Origin of the sequence: Mesorhizobium sp. AR02, from assembly GCF_024746835.1 — a bacterium.
Classification (GTDB): domain Bacteria; phylum Pseudomonadota; class Alphaproteobacteria; order Rhizobiales; family Rhizobiaceae; genus Mesorhizobium.
Map to the genome: position 1 here is coordinate 247,697 of NZ_CP080531.1, position 13,386 is coordinate 261,082.

The 13,386-nt window shown below is 62.2% G+C and carries 11 protein-coding genes; 6 read left to right on the plus strand and 5 right to left on the minus strand.

Translation table 11 applies throughout. From position 1 onward, the window contains the following. Positions 1–35 precede the first annotated feature (35 nt). The 4 genes from DBIPINDM_RS05865 (at position 36) to DBIPINDM_RS05880 (ending at position 4,035) form a co-directional block, all read left to right on the plus strand. A complete protein-coding gene (locus DBIPINDM_RS05865; protein WP_258584847.1) occupies positions 36–1,262 on the plus strand; it encodes an ROK family transcriptional regulator in 1,227 nt (408 codons plus the stop codon). A gap of 1 nt (position 1,263) precedes the next feature. After that, positions 1,264–1,710 (plus strand): RbsD/FucU family protein, encoded by a 447-nt coding sequence (locus DBIPINDM_RS05870; protein WP_258584848.1) that lies wholly within the window; start codon positions 1,264–1,266, stop codon positions 1,708–1,710. Next, complete coding sequence (locus DBIPINDM_RS05875; RefSeq protein WP_258584849.1) at positions 1,707–2,630, plus strand: carbohydrate kinase family protein; 924 nt, start codon at positions 1,707–1,709, stop codon at positions 2,628–2,630. Before DBIPINDM_RS05870 ends, DBIPINDM_RS05875 begins: the two co-directional genes overlap by 4 nt. A gap of 262 nt (positions 2,631–2,892) precedes the next feature. Then, positions 2,893–4,035 carry a DegT/DnrJ/EryC1/StrS family aminotransferase gene (locus DBIPINDM_RS05880; RefSeq protein ID WP_258584850.1) on the plus strand — a complete coding sequence of 381 codons (1,143 nt, stop codon included), beginning with the start codon at positions 2,893–2,895 and terminating at the stop codon, positions 4,033–4,035. A gap of 197 nt (positions 4,036–4,232) precedes the next feature. Here DBIPINDM_RS05880 and cysQ read toward each other — a convergent pair whose 3' ends face one another. The 3 genes from cysQ to cysD are packed head-to-tail and all read right to left on the minus strand — an operon-like array spanning position 4,233 to position 7,877. After that, positions 4,233–5,021, minus strand: a complete 789-nt coding sequence (gene cysQ / locus DBIPINDM_RS05885) for a 3'(2'),5'-bisphosphate nucleotidase CysQ (RefSeq protein WP_258589475.1) — start codon at positions 5,019–5,021, stop codon at positions 4,233–4,235. Between the two features lie 10 nt (positions 5,022–5,031). Beyond that, on the minus strand, positions 5,032–6,969 hold the full coding sequence (cysN, locus tag DBIPINDM_RS05890; RefSeq protein ID WP_258584851.1) for a sulfate adenylyltransferase subunit CysN: 1,938 nt from the start codon (positions 6,967–6,969) through the stop codon (positions 5,032–5,034). Positions 6,970–6,971: 2 nt separating this feature from the next. Next, positions 6,972–7,877 (minus strand): sulfate adenylyltransferase subunit CysD, encoded by a 906-nt coding sequence (cysD, locus tag DBIPINDM_RS05895; protein WP_056563762.1) that lies wholly within the window; start codon positions 7,875–7,877, stop codon positions 6,972–6,974. 592 nt (positions 7,878–8,469) lie between these two features. On the opposite strand from cysD, the gene DBIPINDM_RS05900 reads away from it, so the two are divergent. Both DBIPINDM_RS05900 and DBIPINDM_RS05905 read left to right on the plus strand, forming a co-directional pair. Further along, positions 8,470–9,729, plus strand: coding sequence for an O-antigen ligase family protein (locus tag DBIPINDM_RS05900; protein ID WP_258589476.1), 1,260 nt, complete (start codon positions 8,470–8,472; stop codon positions 9,727–9,729). Between the two features lie 16 nt (positions 9,730–9,745). Continuing rightward, positions 9,746–10,699, plus strand: a complete 954-nt coding sequence (locus tag DBIPINDM_RS05905) for an NAD-dependent epimerase/dehydratase family protein (RefSeq protein ID WP_258584852.1) — start codon at positions 9,746–9,748, stop codon at positions 10,697–10,699. On the opposite strand, the gene DBIPINDM_RS05910 is transcribed toward DBIPINDM_RS05905, so the two are convergent. After that, positions 10,678–11,232, minus strand: a complete 555-nt coding sequence (locus DBIPINDM_RS05910) for a sugar transferase (RefSeq protein WP_258584853.1) — start codon at positions 11,230–11,232, stop codon at positions 10,678–10,680. The genes DBIPINDM_RS05905 and DBIPINDM_RS05910 overlap by 22 nt on opposite strands. Before the next feature lie 79 nt (positions 11,233–11,311). After that, complete coding sequence (locus DBIPINDM_RS05915; RefSeq protein ID WP_258584854.1) at positions 11,312–13,300, minus strand: nucleoside-diphosphate sugar epimerase/dehydratase; 1,989 nt, start codon at positions 13,298–13,300, stop codon at positions 11,312–11,314. Positions 13,301–13,386: the final 86 nt, after the last annotated feature.

Consider the following 13,386-nt stretch of genomic DNA (forward strand, 5'->3'; position numbering starts at 1 on the left):
CAAAAGCATTGAGGGGAAACGACGGGAGGAACAGGGTGGAGACCGCCACTGCGAGGCACGGTTCGCCCGAAGCGAATGAGAGCCTGATTCACCGCGGCACCAACCAGAGTGGCATGCGCGACCACAACGAGCGGTTGGTGCTCTCGCTGGTGCGCCAGCATGGCAGCCTGGCAAAATCCGACATCGCCCGCATGACCGGACTTTCGGCGCAGACGGTTTCGGTTATCATGCGCGAACTGGAGGAAGAAGGCCTGCTCGTTCGCCAGGCGCCGTTGCGCGGCAAGATCGGCCAACCTTCCATACCGATGGCGCTCAACCCCGAGGGCGCCTTCTTCATCGGCCTCAAGATCGGCCGCCGCAGCGCGGAACTGGTGCTGATCGATTTTCTTGGGCATGTGCGCGCGATGCTGCAGCACTCCTACCGCTATCCGGCGCCGCGCGAGACGGTGGAATTCGTCACATCGGGCATGAAGAAGATGCGTGGCGAACTGACACCGGCGCAGGACAAGCGCATCGCCGGCCTCGGCATCGCCATGCCGTTCGAACTGTGGAACTGGGCCGACACCGCCGGCGCGCCGCGCGACGTCATGGACGAATGGCGCCACCGCGACATCAGGGCCGACATCCAGGCGCAATGCGAGTTTCCGGTCTATCTACAAAACGACGCCACCTCGGCCTGCGGCGCCGAACTCGTCTTCGGCCAGGCTGGCGGCGCGCGTGACTTCGTCTATTTCTATATCGGCGCCTTCGCCGGCGGCGGCATCGTGCTCAACGGCCGGTTGTTCGGCGGTCCAACCGGCAATGCCGGCGCGCTCGGCTCGATGCCGGTGCCCGGGCCGGATGGCAAGCCGACCCAGCTGATCGACGTGGCGTCGATCGCCATGCTGGAAAAGGCGCTCAATGCCCGGGGCGTCGAAGCCTCGCATCTGTGGACCTCGCCCGAAGACTGGGGCGAGATCGGCTCCGAACTCGACGACTGGATCGCCAGTGCCTCTCAGGCGCTAGCCTATGCCATCGTCGCGGCGTCCTCGGTCATCGATTTCGAGGCGGCAGTGATCGACGGCTGGATGCCGAAGGCGGTGCGCCGCCGGCTGGTCGATGCCATTATCGCGGCCATCGCCACAATCGACGGCGAAGGCCTGAAACTTCCCGCCGTTCGCGAGGGAACCGTCGGCATCCATGCCCGGGCGCTCGGCGGCGCCAGCCTGCCGCTTTCGGAACGCTTCCTCATCGGTTCGACGACGATTTCCAGGAGCGCCTGAAATGCTGATCGGGATCCCGGCGCTGCTCGGTCCGGAGCTTCTGGCGACACTGCGCGCCATGGGCCATGGCGACGAGATCGCCCTTGTCGACGGAAACTATCCGGCCGAGGAGCAGGCGAGACGCCTGATCCGCGCCGACGGTCATCCGCTCATTCCGGTGCTCGATGCGATCCTGAGCATCCTGCCGGTCGACGACGCGGTACCGGAAGCGCTGTTTCGCGCGTCCGTGAAAGGTGATCCGTCGCGCGCCGATCCAGTCCATCATGAGATCGAGGCGATCTGCGCCAAACGCGCGCCGGGCCGCAAGGTGGTTGCACTGGCCGGCGCCGACTTCTATGCACGGGTCAAATCGGCGCATGCCATCGTCGCGACAAGCGAGCCGCGGCTTTACGCCAACATCATCATCCGCAAGGGCGTGATCTATCCGCCGGAGACCAGGAAGCCATGATCCTCTGCTGCGGCGAAGCCCTGATCGACATGCTGCCGCGCACCACGACGCAGGGTGAGCCGGCCTTTGCTCCCTATGTCGGTGGCGCGGTGTTCAACACGGCGATCGCGCTTGGCCGGCTCGGCGCGCCGGCCGGTTTCTTTTCCGGCCTGTCGTCGGATCTTTTCGGCGGCCAGTTTAGGGATGCGTTGGGGGCGAGCAAGGTCAGTTCCACCTACGCCCACACTTCGTCGCGACCAACGACACTGGCCTTTGTGAAGCTCACCAACGGCCAGGCGACATACACATTCTACGACGAGAACACAGCCGGACGCCTGTTGACCATCGATGACCTGCCGGCGCTCGGTAACGAGATCGAGGCCATGCTGTTCGGCGCCATCAGCCTGATCTCGGAGCCCGCCGGCAGTGCTTATGAAGAATTCATGCGGCGCGAGCACGCAAGCCGCGTCATGATGCTCGATCCCAACATCCGGCCGAACTTCATCCCGGACAAGGCCAAGCACCTCAGGCGCATCCGCGAGATGATGGCGATGGCCGACATCGTGAAGCTGTCGGACGAAGATTTGAACTGGTTCGGCGAAGCCGGCTCGCATGAGGATGTCATCCGCAACTGGCTCGACCGCGGCCCCAGGCTGATTGTCGTGACCCATGGCAGCGAAGGGGCCGTCGGCTACAGCAAGGACCATGCCGTCACCGTGATGCCGGAAAAGGTCGAGGTGGTCGACACGGTCGGCGCGGGCGACACCTTCAACGCCGGCATCCTCGCCTCGCTGCATGAACAGGGCCTGCTGACGAAGGCGGCCATCGGCAGCCTCACGCAAGACGCCATCCGCAAGGCGCTGTCGCTTGGTGCCAAGGCAGCAGCGGTGACCGTGTCACGCGCGGGCGCCAATCCGCCGTGGCGGCATGAAATCGCCTGAATAACGCTCAACTTAAGTTGAGCCAGCCGATCACTTTATGTTTCGCAGGGCTGGCCTGTGAGACTATAAAGGCGCAATTGCGCCCGGCGAAGCCCGGATTTCCGGCATCTTGTGGAGATACACCGGAAATCAGAGGTAACAGACTGCGACACCTCTGCAATTCGCGGTTCTGCCTGTCCGGCTTTCTCGGCAGGCGCAACTCTGGTACCAGCGGGCCGTTATCTGGCTAAACCGCCTGGTTAAAACCGTTTTTGAGGCCGACATGCAATTCATTGATCTTGGCGCGCAGCGCGAACGCATCCGCGACCGGCTGAAGGCCGCGATCGACCATGTCGTCGAGGACGGTCGCTACATCCTGGGTCCCCAAGTCGCGGAATTCGAGAAGAAGCTCGCCGCCTATGTCGGCACCAAGCATGTCGTCGCCTGCGCCAACGGCACCGATGCGCTGCTGCTGCCGCTGTTTGCCGCCGGCATCGGCCCGGGCGACGCGGTGTTCGTGCCGAGCTTCACTTTCGCCGCCACCGCCGAAGTGGTGGCGCTGGCCAAGGCGGAACCCGTCTTCGTCGATGTCGATCCGGTGACCTACAACATCGATATCGCCAGCCTCGAGGCGGCCATCGCCATGGTCAAGAAGGAAGGCCGGCTGAAGCCGAAGGCGATCATCCCGGTCGACCTGTTCGGCCTTGCTGCCGACTATGATGCCATCATGGCGATCGCCAACCGCGAAGGGCTGCTGGTGATCGAGGACGCCGCCCAGTCGATGGGCGGGTCGCTTGACGGCAAGATGTGCGGTGCTTTCGGCCATGTCGGCTCGACCAGCTTCTATCCCGCCAAGCCGCTGGGCTGTTATGGCGACGGCGGCGCGATGTTCACCAATGATGACGCGCTGGCCGACAAGCTGCGTTCCTTCGCCTTCCACGGCAAGGGCGAGACGCAATACGACAACATCCGCGTCGGCATCAATTCCCGGCTCGACACGCTGCAGGCGGCGATCCTCATCGAAAAGCTCGCCATTCTCGAAGACGAGATGGTGGCGCGCCAGGTGGTGGCAAACCGCTACGCCGAAGGGCTTGGCGATATCGTCACAGCGGCCCGCAACCTCGACGGCAGCCGTTCAGCCTGGGCGCAGTACGCGATCGAGACGCCCAAGCGCGACGGTCTGAAGGCGCATCTGAGCGAAAAGGGCATTCCGTCCGTCATCTACTACGTCAAGCCGCTGCATGCCCAGGTCGCCTATCGCGACTACCCGCGCACGCCGACCGGTCTTGCCGTCTCGGAGGACCTGCCGAAGCGCATCCTGTGCCTGCCGATGCACCCCTATCTCAGCGAAGCCGACCAGGACCGGATCATCGAGACGATCCGCAACTATATCGGCTCGAACTCGGCGCAGGCTGCGGCCGAGTAGACCTGCCCTTCATCATCCTCGGGCTTGACCCGTGGATCCATGCCGTGACCTCAATCGGGAAACACAGCGGAGCAGAATTCTGAACCGTTGCAAGGCCTTAGCGTCACGGCATGGATCCTAGGGTCTGCACCGCGTCGCTTCGCTCCTTGCTTCGCCCTAGGATGACGAAGCGATGGCAGGCCGTAAGTCACAAGCGCTCAAACAGCGCTCGCACTCTTCCCGCTCGCGATAAAATGCGGGTTGGCGAAATCGCTATCGCTCGCCTGCTTGCGCTTGCCGTAGACAAGCGGCTCGCCATCCAGGGTGCGCGTCATGCCGCCAGCGGCGCGCAACACGGCATCGCCGGCAGCGGTATCCCACTCCATGGTGCGGCCGAAGCGCGGGTAGACGTCGGCTTCCGCCGCGGCGAGCAAGCAGAATTTCAGGGACGAGCCCACCGAGACGATCTCGGCAGCACCAAGATCACGGATGAAGGCATCGGTTTCAGGCGTGTTGTGCGAGCGGCTGGCGACGACGGCGAGCGGCGTACCCCCTGCCCGCACGGTGATCGGCCGGCGGCCGGTGATGCGATAATCGCTATCCACGTCGAGGGATTCCGCCCTGCCCGGCCGCCCACCGAAGAAGCGGCCAGTGCAAGGTGCGAAGACGACACCGACTTCCGGCACGCCATGGCGGACAAGCGCGATGTTGACGGTGAAGTCGGTGCGGCGGTTGACGAATTCCTTGGTGCCGTCGAGCGGATCGATGAGGAAGAAGGCATCGCCGAGATCGGACGGCATGATTCCGGCCGCCGCTTCCTCTTCGGCCACGCAGGGAATTTCGGGAAATGCGGCGCGCAGGCCAGCGAGAATGATCTTCTCGCTCTCGCGGTCCGCCTCGGTCACCGGCGAGGAGTCCGATTTCCGGTCGACCGCGCAGCCGGCGTGGAACACGCGCATAACCTCGCGCCCGGCGGCCAGGGCCAGCCGCTCGAAGATGTCGAGCATCGATCTGTCGTCAGATACCGCCGCCGTTGTCATATTGGTCTTCGGCAATGTCACGCTCGTTCAGCCAGTGTTCCAGGGCATCTACCATCTCTTCCGCCGATCTGCCGAGCGTCTTCAGATGGATCTCCGGTTTTTCCGGCGCTTCGTAAGGGGAATCGACACCGGTGAAGTTCTTGATCTCGCCATTCAGCGCGCGCGCATAGAGGCCCTTCGGATCACGCCTGGCGCACTCTTCGAAAGGCGTGTCGACAAACACCTCGATGAACTCGCCATCGGCCATCAACTCCCTGGCCATGCGCCGTTCGGCGCTGAACGGCGAAATGAAGGAGACAATGACGATCAACCCGGCATCGGCCATCAGCTTGGCCACTTCGGCCACCCGGCGGATGTTCTCGACGCGGTCGGCATCGGTGAAGCCGAGATCGCGGTTGAGACCGTGACGGACATTGTCGCCATCCAGGATATAGGTGTGCCGGCCGGTGGCGAACAGCTTCTTCTCGAACAAATTGGCGATGGTCGACTTGCCGGAGCCGGAAAGCCCGGTGAACCAGAACACCGCGGGCCGCTGGTTCTTCATATCGGCGCGCACGCGTTTGCCGACATCGAGCGATTGCCAGTGGATGTTTTCGGCACGACGCAGCGAGTGCACGATCATGCCGGCACCGACCGTGGCGTTGCTGAGGCGATCGATCAGAATGAAGGCGCCTGTGGTGCGGTTTTCGGCGAAGGGATCGAAGGCGATCGGCGCCCGCGTCGAGATGTTGCAGATGCCGACTTCATTCATTTCAAGCGACTTGGCCGCCTCATGGGCGAAGTCGTTGACATTGATGCGGTATTTCAGATCGGTGACGGTGGCGCTGGTCTGGTCGGTTTCGGTGCGCAGGATGTAGGAACGGCCCGGCAGCAGCGCATGCTCGTCAAACCAGACGATGTTGGCGGCGAACTGATCGGCGACCTGCGGCCGGGCGGCCGGCGAAACCAGCATGTTGCCGCGCGAGACTTCGACCTCGTCGTCAAGAACGAGCGTGATGGCCTGGCCGGCCACCGCCTGTTTCAGATCGCCGCCATAAGCGACAATGCGTTTGACATGCGAGGACTTGCCGGATTTGGCGACGACCACCTCGTCGCCTTGCGCGATGGCGCCCGACGCGATCGTGCCGGCAAAGCCGCGGAAATCGAGATTGGGGCGATTGACGTATTGCACCGGAAACCGGAACGGCTGCTCGACAGCGGCCTCTTCGACCGAAACGGTCTCGAGATGCTCGATCAGCGTCGGGCCGGAATACCATTGCATGTTGTCGGAGCGGCTGCTGACATTGTCGCCGTAGCGGGCCGACATCGGGATCGGCACGATGGTCTGGAAGCCGAGATCGCGCGAGAATTGTCCGTAGTCTTCGACGATCCGATCGAAAACCGCCTGATCGAAATCGACGAGGTCGATCTTGTTGACGGCCAGTACGATGTGGCGGATGCCGAGCAGCGAGGCGATGATCGAATGGCGCCTTGTCTGGCGCAACACCCCTTGCCGGGCATCGATCAGCACGATCGCCAGGTCGGCGGTCGAGGCGCCGGTTGCCATGTTGCGCGTATACTGCTCGTGGCCGGGCGTGTCGGCGACGATGAACTTGCGCTTCGGCGTGGCGAAGAAGCGGTAGGCGACATCGATGGTGATGCCTTGCTCGCGCTCGGCCTCGAGGCCGTCGACCAGCAAAGCGAAATCGATATCGTCGCCGGTGGTGCCATGCTTGCGCGAATCGCGCTCGAGCGCGGCAAGCTGGTCTTCGAAGATCTGTTTGGTGTCGGATAGCAAGCGCCCGATCAACGTCGACTTGCCGTCATCGACCGAACCGCAGGTCAGGAAGCGCAGCAGCGACTTCTTCTCCTGCGCGGCCAGATAGTCGCGGACGCTGTCGGTGGGAGCGAGGCTCTTTGCCATGATGTGGCGCATGGTCAGAAATACCCCTCGCGCTTCTTCTTTTCCATCGAGCCGGCTTCATCCCGGTCGATCAGGCGACCTTGGCGCTCGGAGGTGCGCGCGGTCAGCATCTCGCCAACGATGGCTTCGAGCGTGTCCGCATCGGATTCGATGGCGCCGGTCAGCGGATAGCAGCCCAAAGTGCGGAACCGAACCAGCCGGTTCTCGACTGTCTCGCCGGGGCGAAGTTTCATGCGATCGTCGTCCTTGAGGATCAGCATGCCGTCGCGTTCCACCACAGGTCGTTCCTTGGCGAAATAGAGCGGCACGATCGGGATGTTCTCCTGCAGGATGTACTGCCAGATATCGAGCTCGGTCCAGTTCGACAGCGGGAAGACGCGGATCGATTCGCCCGATGCGATGCGGGTGTTGAATATCTTCCACATTTCGGGGCGCTGGTTCTTCGGATCCCAGACATGCTGGGCGTTGCGGAAAGAGAATATACGCTCCTTGGCGCGGGATTTCTCCTCGTCGCGACGGGCGCCGCCAAAGGCGGCATCGAAGCCGTATTTGTCGAGCGCCTGGCGCAGCGCCACGGTCTTCATCACATGGGTGTGGGTGTTCGAACCGTGGTCGAACGGATTGATGTTGTCGCGCACGCCGTCTTCGTTGACATGAACCAAAAGGTCGAAGCCGAGTTTCTGCGCCATCTGATCGCGAAAGGCGATCATTTCGCGGAACTTCCAGGTGGTGTCGACATGGAGAAACGGAAACGGCGGCTTGGCGGGATAGAACGCCTTCATCGCCAGATGCATCAGCACGGATGAATCCTTGCCGACCGAATAGAGCATCACCGGCTTGGTGAAGGCGGCCGCGACCTCGCGGAATATGTGGATGGATTCGGCTTCAAGCCGCTGCAGATGCGTAAGCGCTATGGTCATAGACTGTGAGCGTTCTCTCGTGCCTTGCGCCAGAAGACCTTGCGTCAAATCATCGAGCTTTTTGCGCCCGGTTCAAGCTTCGCTTCTGAACAAAGTGTTTCGTGCGGGCGTTCTAGCAGATCGGCGCACGGCAGAACAATGCAAGACGAGCCCGGCAGCGGTCGGTTCGGGAATGAATTTTCCACGCTTTCGCCATAACCCGAAAATTTCTGTTCGCAAGGCCTCGAACCGGGAAAAGGCAGGAAAAATATTGCTCGGGATGACCTGAGGACAAACGCTCCTGGCGCCTTTTGCCAACCGACCGGCGCCGGGCCGCCGATTTTCGGTGACAACAAGCCCCGGCGCACTATCGAAAAGACAGCCCAGCCGTTATACAACCTCCGGAAGCGGGCAAGATGCGTCATCAGGCATGGGCGATTTCGAGGCGAGTACATTCGGTTCCGCCGAACAGGATGTGCCGCATAAAGCTACTCGAGAATAGCGAGCCCGAAACTTGAACCGGCTATCGTCGATCAGACCGCAACTCACGCCGTCGCGGATCAATATCTACTTCTCCATTCTTTGCTTCTTTTTTCCACCGGTCCTGGGATCGCTGGTCAGCTTCGTGTTCAATGGCGGCGGCCTGTGGTCCGTCCTGTTGATCGCCTTGAAGAAGAGGCGCTTCAACGCCGACAGGGCGATGATGGCGCTGACGATCGCGATCTATGCCTATTGCGCGGCCAATCTCGTGGCGTCCATCGTCAACAACGCGATCGTCCAGGATGCGCCACGCCTTATTCCGCTCGTGACCTTCCTGCTTTTCCCCATCTCCTATTCGACCTGGAGCATCACGCAGAAAACCACACTCGTCCGCATCATCGTGCTCAGCAGCCTGGCCGCCTGTTTCGTCGCGCTGCTGCTGGCCGTTATCCAGCAATATTGGGTGGGGATGAGGGCCAAGGGCGGGGCCGGCAATGCGATAGTGTTCGCGGAGGTGCTTTGCCTTGCCGTAATGGTCTGTGTGGCCGGCGCCTTGTCGGGTCTCGAGAGACACAGGATCGCCCTCATCTGCGCAGCCCTTGGCGGAACGATCGCCATCGTCTACTCCGGTACGCGCATTATCTGGCTGTCGCTGCTGATCGCCGGCATCGCCGTCCTGCTGATCAACCAACAGAGGCTGAAAGGAAGGAATGCCATTCGCCTGCTGGTGCTGCTGGTGGCGGTCGGCGCCGTGATCGCGGCCGTCGGTTTCCAGACGATATCCGGGCGTGTCGACTTTATGCGCTCCGACTTGGACGCGCTCGCTACCCATGGTGACTACACGACGCCTATCGGATTGCGATTCGCCTTGTGGGATATCGGCCTGAAGGCGTTTCGTGAGATGCCCTTGTTCGGACATGGAGTGGGTGCCACCCAGAGCTTGATAAAACAGGGCTTCCGCGATCAGTTCGGGATGGATGCAGGCTTCAATCATTTCCACAACGGCTTCCTGACCGCCTTGGTGCAGGCAGGAATCCTGGGCGCCGTGACACTGGCGGCGATCTTTGTCGTTGCCGCCAGGAATGCCGCCTTGGTCCTGCGGAACAGCGCCGATCCGATCGAGCGGTTCGGCGCCACAATGATTGTCATCGTGGTGATCACCTATCTCACAGCCGGAATGACAGGCATCCTGGTCGGTCACGACATCCTGGACTCGATGCTGATGGTCTTCCTGGTGTCGGGAACGTATCTCGCCTCCGGACGTCAGGCTCCGTTGCCGCAAGACCAGGCACTTGCGCCGGTGACGGACGAACGAGTGCTTGCGCCAGTGGCGGAAGACCGAATCCTCCCGCCGGAGACGGAAGACCGGGTGCGTCCATCCGTGACCCAATAGCCGTTCCGGGAAAGACATGAAGGTTTTGGTCACAGGCGCGACGGGCTTCATCGGCCGTCAGGTGGTCAGCCAGCTTCGAAAGGCCGGCGCCGAGCTTCGCCTCGCGTCCCGCCGCCCGGAGAGGCTCGGTCCGGGAGATGACGCCATGCCGATGCCCGATTTCGATGCGCCGGCGGCTGCCTTCCTTGCGCTTACCAGGGATGTTACGGATGTCGTTCATAGCGCGGGCCTGAACAATGATGAAGGCAACGCCACAGAAGCCGATTTTCGGGCGGCCAATGCGGAATTGAGCGCAAGGCTGGCGCAAGCCGCCGCCGAACAAGCAAGCGGACGCTTCATCCAGCTCTCCTCAATCCGGGCCGTGATCGGCGCGTGCGTCAGCGCGACGATCGATGCGGACACGATACCCGACCCGCAATGCGCTTATGGGCGCTCGAAGCGCGAAGCCGAGATCAGGGTGCTGGACGCCTATGCGTCGCATGGCCGTTCCGACGCCACCGTGCTGCGGCTGCCGCCGGTCTACGGAAGCGGCATGAAAGGGAACCTGGCGACGCTGATGCGCCTGGCCGACACGGCGCTGCCGCTGCCGACAGGCGCACTGACAGGAACCCGCTCGCTGCTGTCGTCGCGATCGGCGGCAGGCGCGGTGTGGCATCTGCTCAGCCATTCGGGGCCGCTGCGCCCGATCTATGTTGGCAGCGATGTGCCGCCGGTTTCGATCGCTGACATTGTCGGCGCCTTTCGCAGCGGTTTCAGACGTCCGACGCGCCTGATGGCCGTGCCGGCCGGGCCGTTGCGGGCAGCCGCGGTCCTGCTGGGCAAGCGGACGTCCTGGGACAGCTTGACCGCGACACAGATATGCGACCCTTCCCTGCTCGTATCCGTAGGCTGGCCGCCGGAAACCGGCACGCTGGAGCAGCTGGCCGAGATAGCGCGGCTCGGAAACGCTCAATCGCCTCCGTTGCGATAGAGCGTTGCAAACAGGATGCGAAGGTCGAGCCAGAACGACGCCGTCCTGAGATAGGCGGCATCCGTTTCGGCCAGAAGCTGCGGGTCCGACATGTCGATGCCCCTGATCTGGGCCATGCCGGTAATGCCCGGAAGTGCCGCCAAGACCCCCAGCCGCCTGCGACGCTCGATCAGTTCCGTCTGCGTCGGCAGGCAAGGGCGCGGCCCGACCAGGCTCATCTCGCCTCGCAGAACATTCCAGAACTGCGGCAGCTCATCGAGCTTGAATTTCCGCAAGGTCCTTCCGACCGCGGTCACGGCATTCGCTGGCGCTTCGTGCGAGGGCAAGGACGGCGTTCCCTGAACCATCGTCCTCAACTTGTGGCAGCGAAACAACATACCATCGCGGCCGACCCGCGTTTGCGAAAAAATCACCGGACCGGGCGATGATGCCCGCACCGCAAGGACGCAGAGCAATAGAACAGGCGACGTCACCAACAACAGCAGGGCTGTCGCGACGAGATCGAAGGCTCGCTTCAGTCCCTTCACGGCCATCCCCCGATCGATAAAGACGCCGGCCGAGGGATGGATATCCAGGCAAAATCTCGCCGTTCAACCGTCAGCTGCAATGTATCTAACCTGCTTGTCCGACGGTTCTCGAGCCCGTTTCCTGCCGCGTGTCGGGCGCTGGTGTCTCCGGCCGATGGAGTTCCGCCAAGACGGCAAGGGCGGAAGCCTTGTCCTGGTTCTTCATCGCCGCCTGCAGCGCAGCCAGCGCGGCCTGAACCATCGGCCACGCCACGACATCGGTCCTGAGACCGAAGATCTTGGCGATGTCGAGCGTGACGATCTCTTCATTGGCGCCCTGGAGCGTCTCATGCAGCTTCTCACCGGGCCGGATGCCGGTGAAGCGGATCGGGATATCCGCATAGGGCGTCTTGCCGGCCATGCGGATCATGGTTTCCGCGACTTCGAGAATCGGCACGGGTTTGCCCATGTCCAGCATGTAGATGGCATAGTCGTCCTTGCCTTCACGCGACTGTGCGTCGGCGGCCGCCATGATGACGAGGTCGACAGCTTCCGCCACCGTCATGAAATAACGCGTCATGCGTCGATCGGTAATCGTGACCGGACCGCCCGCTTCGATCTGTGCCTGGAAGATGGTCGCCACCGAACCATTGGAGCCAAACACATTGCCGAACCGCACGGCTATGAACTTGGTGCCGGAACGGCGCCCGTCCGGCGCGACTGCGTGGCTTTCGTGCAGGGAACTGACGAGCTGCTCGGCCGCTCTCTTGGTGATGCCAAGCACCGAGGTCGGATCCACGGCCTTGTCGCTCGAGATGAGCAGGAACTGCGGAACGCCACATTTGGCGGCAACCTCAGCGCAGACAAGTGTGCCGAAAACATTGGTCTGAATGGCCGATTCCCAGTTCTCCTCGAGCAGCGGAACGTGCTTGAGCGCCGCGGCATGAAAGATGATGTCCGGTTTGAATTCCGTGACGACACGCGTCATCTGGCGCCGGTCGGCGACATCGACAATGCGGACTTTCAGGCGATCATGGTCCTTCTCATCGACATACTGGCTCAACTGGAAGATGCCGAACTCGGAATTGTCGGCGACCAGCACCGCCCCTGCCCCCAGCTCCAACGACCGCTTGACCAGTGTGCGGCCGATAGACCCGGCGCCTCCCGTGACCAGGACGCGCTTGCCGCCGACGAAGGCACCAATGCGTTCGATATCGGACGGCACCGTCGGGCGGCGCAGGATCGTTTCCATCTCGACTTCGTCGAGAACGATCTTTCCCTCCTGCCCGAGTTGCGAAAGCCTGGAAAACTGTACGACGGCTATGCCGCCATGGCGGGCGACACGCACAAGCTCGGAATATTCCTCGATCTCATGCTCGACGCCGCTGCCGAAAATAAGCAGGTCGATGCTCTTGGTGCCGGCGGCGTAGTCCTCCAGGACATCGATCAGGCGCGGCCGGGACGCCACCACGGGAACACCTCGAATCCGTGTGCCCAACGGTGCACCGCGCTCGGTCGCCATGATGCCGGCGATGGAATAGTCGGCCGGCTCTGCCGTGCGTGTGAAGCGAATGATCAGGTCGGCCTCGCCAAGCCGACCGACGAAGAGCGCGCGCTTGGCCTGCACCTTGTTGGTCTTGTTGGTGAGGATGCCCCAGCTCGCGCCGTCGCGAAGAAATCGGTAGAACAGCCGAGGCGCCGATATGATGGTGAAGGAAACGAGGAAGAAGACGATGAACTGGCGCTCGTTGAGGCCAGCCACGGGCTGCAAGAAACGAGACATCAGCGAAACGGTATAAAGCACAACCGTCAGAATCGCACAGCCCTTCAGAATGTTGAAAAAGTCGGGGGTCGAGGCAAAGCGCCAGATCGTGGTGTAGAGACCACAATATCTGAACAGCAGGTGGCTGATGAGAACGACCCCTGCCCAGGTGACAAAGCCTTCGTGGGAGAATGCATCGAACGAAAGATCTGACCTGGAGAGGACGAGACTAAGCGCCACCGCGACCAGGACCATGGCCATATCCTGGACCATGATGAAGGCGCGCCGCATCTTCGGCCGACTTCCGGATACGGCTTTTACATAGGAAGTCATTGGCCAGTACTATACTCCAGGCAAGGATTCGAACATTACAGCCTCGCGCGATCGAATGACATCCCTCACCGATCGCTCGTTTCGAA

Excerpts from the sequence above, each read along its gene's own strand:
- cysD (WP_056563762.1), bottom strand. The coding sequence starts at position 7,877 with ATGACCATAGCGCTTACGCATCTGCAGCGGCTTGAAGCCGAATCCATC.
- cysQ (WP_258589475.1), bottom strand. The coding sequence starts at position 5,021 with ATGCTCGACATCTTCGAGCGGCTGGCCCTGGCCGCCGGGCGCGAGGTT.
- DBIPINDM_RS05875 (WP_258584849.1), top strand. The coding sequence starts at position 1,707 with ATGATCCTCTGCTGCGGCGAAGCCCTGATCGACATGCTGCCGCGCACC.
- DBIPINDM_RS05870 (WP_258584848.1), top strand. The coding sequence starts at position 1,264 with ATGCTGATCGGGATCCCGGCGCTGCTCGGTCCGGAGCTTCTGGCGACA.
- DBIPINDM_RS05915 (WP_258584854.1), bottom strand. The coding sequence starts at position 13,300 with ATGACTTCCTATGTAAAAGCCGTATCCGGAAGTCGGCCGAAGATGCGG.
- cysN (WP_258584851.1), bottom strand. The coding sequence starts at position 6,969 with ATGCGCCACATCATGGCAAAGAGCCTCGCTCCCACCGACAGCGTCCGC.
- DBIPINDM_RS05905 (WP_258584852.1), top strand. The coding sequence starts at position 9,746 with ATGAAGGTTTTGGTCACAGGCGCGACGGGCTTCATCGGCCGTCAGGTG.
- DBIPINDM_RS05910 (WP_258584853.1), bottom strand. The coding sequence starts at position 11,232 with ATGGCCGTGAAGGGACTGAAGCGAGCCTTCGATCTCGTCGCGACAGCC.
- DBIPINDM_RS05880 (WP_258584850.1), top strand. The coding sequence starts at position 2,893 with ATGCAATTCATTGATCTTGGCGCGCAGCGCGAACGCATCCGCGACCGG.